This is a genomic window from Pseudomonas sp. 05N434, from assembly GCF_056396965.1.
On record NZ_JBFTMK010000611.1, the window covers coordinates 1 to 6,337 of the forward strand.

Annotated in this window: 6 protein-coding genes and 1 pseudogene; all 7 read left to right on the forward strand. The window is 59.1% G+C overall.

From position 1 onward, the window contains the following. Positions 1-259 precede the first annotated feature (259 nt). Entirely contained in the window at positions 260-1,642 is a 1,383-nt protein-coding gene (locus AC1DLB_RS26780; RefSeq protein WP_064621027.1) for an OprD family porin, read from the forward strand. A 154-nt stretch (positions 1,643-1,796) separates the two neighbouring features. Next, positions 1,797-2,375, forward strand: a pseudogene (locus tag AC1DLB_RS26785) (peroxiredoxin); the annotation flags it as partial. A gap of 316 nt (positions 2,376-2,691) precedes the next feature. Then, positions 2,692-3,285 (forward strand): NADPH-dependent FMN reductase, encoded by a 594-nt coding sequence (gene ssuE / locus AC1DLB_RS26790; RefSeq protein WP_019580553.1) that lies wholly within the window; start codon positions 2,692-2,694, stop codon positions 3,283-3,285. Positions 3,286-3,386: 101 nt separating this feature from the next. Beyond that, the gene (locus tag AC1DLB_RS26795) at positions 3,387-4,058 is read left to right on the forward strand and encodes a type 2 periplasmic-binding domain-containing protein (RefSeq protein WP_477785985.1); all 672 of its coding nucleotides are present in this window, start codon (positions 3,387-3,389) and stop codon (positions 4,056-4,058) included. 25 nt (positions 4,059-4,083) lie between these two features. Beyond that, positions 4,084-5,232: an FMNH2-dependent alkanesulfonate monooxygenase gene (gene ssuD, locus AC1DLB_RS26800; protein WP_477743607.1), complete on the forward strand. Its 1,149-nt coding sequence runs from the start codon at positions 4,084-4,086 to the stop codon at positions 5,230-5,232. A 9-nt stretch (positions 5,233-5,241) separates the two neighbouring features. Then, on the forward strand, positions 5,242-6,024 hold the full coding sequence (gene ssuC, locus AC1DLB_RS26805; RefSeq protein WP_428635441.1) for an aliphatic sulfonate ABC transporter permease SsuC: 783 nt from the start codon (positions 5,242-5,244) through the stop codon (positions 6,022-6,024). Next, a partial coding sequence (locus AC1DLB_RS26810; RefSeq protein ID WP_477785986.1) for an ATP-binding cassette domain-containing protein occupies positions 6,021-6,337 on the forward strand: 317 nt, incomplete at its 3' end. The genes ssuC and AC1DLB_RS26810, both read left to right, overlap by 4 nt.

The following is a 6,337-nucleotide window of genomic DNA, read 5'->3' on the forward strand; positions in this document are numbered from 1 at the left end:
CTCATTGGCAGCGACACGAGTATCGGATTCAGCACCCCCCGATTTTGAAGATCAAGGAATTGGTTCATGAGCCGATACCTTATGTCCCGGCATGGATATATATGCCTAAATGGCATTAAAAAATACTGCAATAAATCTTTTGGTTTGTCATGTCGGCAAAAACAAGGGGGCTGACCACCCGGCGCTCATTGCGCATCTTTGGATCCGGGCACTCGACCAGGACCAGGAACCCAGAATTAGAAATGAGAGGAGCGAAACAATGAACAAGTCCACCTTGGCCCTGGCTGTGGCCGTAGGGGTTTTGGCGCAGCAGGCAGGCGCCGCCGGTTTCATCGAAGACAGCAAGGCTACATTGGGGCTGCGTAACTTCTACATCAACACCGATAACCGCGATTCCGACGCGGGTACCGCCAAAGTCAAGGCCAACGGCGTTCAAAGCAAGAACGAGGAATGGGGCCAAGGTTTCGATCTGCGCTTCACTTCCGGCTACACACAAGGCACTGTCGGCTTCGGTATCGATGCCATCGGCCTGTTGGGCGTGCGTCTGGACACCGGTGGCGGTACTAACGGCGCCACTTCGACTTCTTACGGCGGCACTGTTTTCCCAAGTGAGTCCAACGGCAAAGCGGTTGATAACTTCTCCAGCCTGGGCCTGACTGCCAAAGCCAAGATTTCCCAGACCGAATTGAAGTTGGGTACCCTGCAGCCAAAACTGCCGGTGATCGTGACCAACGACGGTCGTCTGYTGCCGCAAACCTTCCAGGGCGGTCAGATCACCTCGAACGAAATCAAAGACCTGACACTGGTTGGCGGTCAGATCGAGCACGCCAAGGGGCGTAACTCCAGCAACAACGAAGAGTTGTCGATCGCTGGTGCCAACGCTCACACTGCTGCCGGTCGTGACAGCAACAAGTTCATCTATGGCGGTGGCGACTACAAAATCACCAAGGACCTGACCGCCCAGTACTACTACGGCAACCTGGAAGATTTCTACAAGCAGCACTTCCTGGGTCTGGTTCACAACTGGTCGATTGGTCCAGGTGTGCTGAAGTCTGACTTCCGTTACTTCAACAGCCGTAACGATGGCGCCAACGGCCATGACTCTGCCTATTTCACTACAGGTGACTACGGAACCGGCATTACCAAAGGTAAAGTCGACAATAACCTGTATAGCGGTCTTTTCCTGTACTCGGTTGCCGGTCACACCTTCGGCGGCGGTTACCAGGTCAGCAATGGTAATAGCGACTTCCCTTGGCTGAACCAGGGTGATGGCTCGTCGGCTTACCTGACTACCGACAGCCAGATCGCCAAGTTTGCCCGTGCTGGCGAACGTACCTGGCAAGCTCGCTACGCGTTCGATTTTGCCAAAGTCGGCGTCCCAGGCCTGACTGCGGGCATGGTTTATCTGCGTGGCGATAACATCGACACAACCGGTAAAGTGGGGGCAGCTCAGACTAGCGTCAACGCAACTGGCCGTTCCGAGTGGGAACGCGACCTGACCCTGGCGTACGTAGTACAAGAAGGTCCGTTGAAAAACCTGGGCCTCACCTGGAAAAACGCCATGTGGCGCAACGACATCCCAGGTCAGCGCGACCAGGACGAAAACCGTCTGATCGTCAGCTACTCGATCCCGCTGTTGTAATAGCGCTCGCATAACCGATGAAAAAAAGCCCCGCCCGGCATTACGCCGGGCGGGGCTTTTGCGTTTTCAAGGCGGGCTCACCCCCGTAAACCCTCCTTGAAGTTCCCTTTTTGCAACAACTCAAGGCCTTCTCGAACCTTGGGATCGATGCACCCTCCGTTTCCACGAATGGCTGGGCGATAGCTGGGGCGTGCTGTTTTCCCATCCGGCAGACTTTACGCCGGTGTGCACCACCGAGCTGGGCTTCACCGCCAGGCTCAAGGATGAGTTCGCCCAGCGCGGCGTCAAAGCCATTGCCCTTTCCGTGGACCCGGTGGATTCGCATCACGGGTGGATCGAGGACATCAACGAAACCCAGAACGCCATCGTCAATTTCCCGATCCTCGCCGATGCGGACCGTAAAGTGTCCGACCTGTACGACCTGATYCAYCCGAAYGCCAACGASACYYTGACCGTGCGYTCRYTGTTCGTGATCGATCCGAASAAGAAGATCCGGCTGACCATCACTTACCCGGCGAGTACCGGCCGTAACTTCAATGAGATTCTGCGGGTAATCGATTCGCTGCAGCTCACCGACAACTACAAGGTGGCCACACCGGCCAATTGGCAGGACGGTGATGAGGTGGTGATCGTGCCGTCACTCAAGGACGAAGATGAAATCCAGCGACGTTTTCCCAAGGGGTATCGCGCGGTGAAACCGTACCTGCGCCTGACGCCGCAGCCGAATCGCTGAACCCTTGTAGGAGCGATGCTTGCCCGCGAAGCGAACGCCTCGGTCTTTCTAGCGTCAGGGGTGACGCCTTCGCGGGCAAGTCGGATCGCCGCACCGCTCGCTCCTACAAGGGCTGTGTAGATTTACAAAGCAGGGGATTTTCAGGCCGTTTCGACGGCCTGTTTTTTGTCTGGAAAAAGACGAACAGCATATTCATTTAAGATATAACCAAATGAATAAATATGATTTATGGATATATAAATCACCTGTTAAGGTCATTCCATCGATGCGAGATCGCAAGCTGYGAATCGCCAACACCGCTCAAGGAATTGTCTGAATGCTGGTCGTCTCACTCGGTGGCAGCCCCAGCCTACGCTCCCGTTCCGGGGTGTTGCTGGAGCGCTCCAAACGCTGGTTGCAAGAGCAAGGTGTGGAAGTGGTGAGTTACCAGGTACGGGACTTCCCGGCTGAAGATTTACTGCATGCCCGTTTCGACAGCCCGAAGGTGATCGATCTGTTGCAACAGATTGATAACGCCGACGGCCTGCTCATCGCCACACCGGTTTACAAAGCCTCGTTCTCCGGCGCGTTGAAAACCGTACTGGATTTGCTGCCCGAGCGCGCTCTGGCCCACAAAGTGGTTCTGCCAATGGCGACCGGCGGCAGCATCGCCCACATGTTGGCGGTGGATTACGCGCTCAAGCCAGTGCTGTCGGCGTTGAAGGCCCAGGAAATGCTCCACGGGATTTTCGCCGTAGACAGTCAGATCGCTTACGGCGAAGGCAGCACCCAGGCGCAGTTGGCTCCCGAGCTTGCACAACGACTGAACGAATCGCTGGAGCTGTTCTACAGCGCCATGGCTCGCCGGCCCAAGCCGCTCGATCCAAACCTGTTGAACGAACGTTTGTTGAGTGCTCGCTGGAGCATTTAAGCCAGCCCTCAAGCAACATCTGAATTTGAAGTACTCACCTTACTGGCCCGCTAACGGGCAAGCAGGTGCAGCCAAAACCCAACTGCAAAAAGGAGAGCGCCATGCGCCCTGTCATTTTGCGTCGTGGTCTGGTCGCTCTGTTTGCTGCGGCTGTGTCCTTCGGCGTCATTACTCAAGCCCAAGCCGAGACTTTGCGAATCGGCTATCAGAAATACGGCACCCTGGTGCTGCTCAAAGCCAAAGGCACTCTGGAAAAACGCCTCGCCGCCCAAGGTGTGGACGTGCAATGGACGGAGTTCCCCGGCGGCCCGCAACTGCTTGAAGGCCTGAACGTCGGCTCCATSGACTTCGGCGTCACCGGCGAAACGCCTCCGGTTTTCGCTCAGGCCGCGGGCGCCGATCTGCTCTACGTCGCTTATGAACCGCCAGCGCCCCACAGCGAAGCGATCCTGGTGCCGAAGGGCTCGCCGATCAAATCGGTGCAGGAACTGATCAAAACCCTGGTGGAAGAAGTGCGCGCGGTCGGTGAATGGTCCCGGGCCAATCCCGAGGACGTAACCCGACAGGTTTCGCCACTGCTCGGCCTGCCGGCGGACATCACCCTGACTTCGGTGAAGCGCCAGGGCTACGGCGCGCTGTTCCTGACCCCTGAGGTGGTCGCCGCCCAACAGAAAATCGCCGACAGCTTCTACCAGCTCAAGCTTATTCCCAAGCCCTTGAGTATCAAGGACGTGATCTGGACGCCACCGGCAGCCGTCGCCAAAGCGCCGTAATTCGATTCCCCAAGGAGACCACTCCATGAGCCTCAATATCTTCTGGTTCCTGCCTACCCACGGCGACGGCCATTACCTTGGTACCGCCGAAGGCGCTCGCGCCATCGACCACGGTTACCTGCAACAAGTCGCGCAAGCGGCGGATCGCCTGGGGTTCGGCGGGGTGCTGATTCCCACCGGTCGCTCCTGCGAAGATTCGTGGCTGGTGGCCGCCTCGCTGATCCCGGTGACCCAACGGTTGAAATTCCTCGTCGCCCTGCGCCCCGGGATCATTTCCCCGACGGTGGCGGCGCGTCAGGCCGCGACCCTGGATCGTCTGTCCGGCGGTCGTGCGTTGTTCAACCTGGTTACCGGTGGCGATCCGGAAGAACTGGCCGGCGACGGTTTGTTCCTCAGTCACGAAGAGCGCTATCAGGCCTCGGTGGAATTCACCCGCATCTGGCGCCGGGTACTGGAAGGCGAAACCGTCGATTACGACGGTCAGCACATCAGCGTGAAGGGCGCCAAGTTGCTCTATCCGCCGATCCAGCAACCGCGTCCGCCGCTGTATTTCGGCGGCTCTTCGGAAGCGGCGCAGGATCTGGCGGCCGAGCAGGTCGAAATGGTCCTGACCTGGGGCGAGCCACCGGCCGCCGTTGCCGAGAAAATCGCACAGGTTCGCGCCAAAGCCGCGAAGCGCGGGCGCACCGTGCGTTTCGGTATTCGCCTGCATGTGATCGTTCGCGAAACCAACGCCGAGGCGTGGCAAGCGGCGGATCGACTGATCTCTCATCTGGACGATGACACCATTGCCCGCGCCCAGGCTTCTCTGGCGCGTTTCGATTCGGTCGGCCAGCAACGCATGGCCGCTTTGCATGGCGGTAGTCGCGACAACCTGGAAGTCAGTCCCAACCTCTGGGCCGGTGTCGGTCTGGTGCGCGGCGGGGCCGGTACGGCGCTGGTCGGCGATGGTCCGACCGTGGCCGCCAGGGTGAAGGAATACGCCGATCTGGGCATCGATACGTTCATCTTCTCCGGTTATCCACACCTGGAAGAATCCTATCGGGTGGCCGAGTTGCTGTTCCCGCACCTGGACATCGAGCGCCCGGAACTGCCGAAAAGCGCCGGTTACGTCAGCCCGTTCGGCGAGATGGTGGCCAACGACATTCTTCCCAAAGCCGCGTCCCAGAGCTGAGGCGTGGCCATGAAGAAAACTATCCACAGCCTCGCACCCTGGGTGTTGCCGATTCTGTTGCTGGCGGTATGGCAGTTGTCGGTGTCGGCGGGCTGGTTGTCGACGCGGATTCTGCCGGCGCCCATCGCGGTGATCGAAGCCGGTGTGAGCCTGTTCCGCAGCGGTGAAATCTGGACTCACCTGGCTATCAGCGGCTGGCGCGCGGCACTCGGGTTCGCCATTGGCGGCGGCATTGGCCTGGCGCTGGGCTTTATCACCGGCCTGTCGAAGTGGGGCGAACGCCTGCTCGACAGTTCGGTGCAGATGATCCGCAACATACCGCACCTGGCGCTGATTCCGCTGGTGATCCTGTGGTTCGGCATCGATGAGTCGGCGAAGATTTTCCTGGTGGCGTTGGGCACGTTGTTCCCGATCTACCTCAACACGTACCACGGCATCCGCAACGTCGATCCGGCGCTGGTGGAAATGTCCCGCAGTTATGGCCTGTCCGGTTTCAGCCTGTTCCGTCAGGTGATCCTGCCGGGTGCGCTGCCTTCGATTCTGGTCGGAGTGCGTTTTGCCCTGGGCTTCATGTGGCTGACCCTGATCGTCGCCGAAACCATCTCCGCCAACGCCGGCATTGGCTACCTGGCAATGAATGCCCGGGAATTCTTGCAGACCGACGTAGTGGTACTGGCGATTCTGTTGTATGCCGTGCTCGGCAAACTCGCTGATCTCGCGGCCCGTGGACTTGAACGCGTGTGGCTGCGCTGGCATCCGGCCTATCAGGTTGCCAAGGGAGGTGCCGCATGACGGCTCAACAACCTCCACGCCTGCTGCGCGGAATCCCGCTGGCAGTGCGCAAGCTGCAAAAGACCTTCGGTTCGCGGCAAGTGCTGCGTGAAATCGACCTGCACATTCCTGCCGGGCAGTTTGTGGCGGTGGTCGGGCGCAGCGGTTGTGGCAAAAGCACCTTGTTGCGCTTGCTCGCCGGTCTCGACAAACCTACGGCTGGCGAGTTGTTTGCTGGCTCCGCGCCGCTGAGTGCCGCCCGGGAAGACACCCGGCTGATGTTCCAGGAAGCGCGGTTGCTGCCGTGGAAGAAGGTCATCGACAACGTCGGTCT

What these genes read in the sequence shown, in the direction of transcription:
- ssuC (WP_428635441.1), top strand. Translation starts at nt 5,242, where the DNA reads ATGAAGAAAACTATCCACAGCCTCGCACCCTGGGTGTTGCCGATTCTG.
- ssuE (WP_019580553.1), top strand. Translation starts at nt 2,692, where the DNA reads ATGCTGGTCGTCTCACTCGGTGGCAGCCCCAGCCTACGCTCCCGTTCC.
- ssuD (WP_477743607.1), top strand. Translation starts at nt 4,084, where the DNA reads ATGAGCCTCAATATCTTCTGGTTCCTGCCTACCCACGGCGACGGCCAT.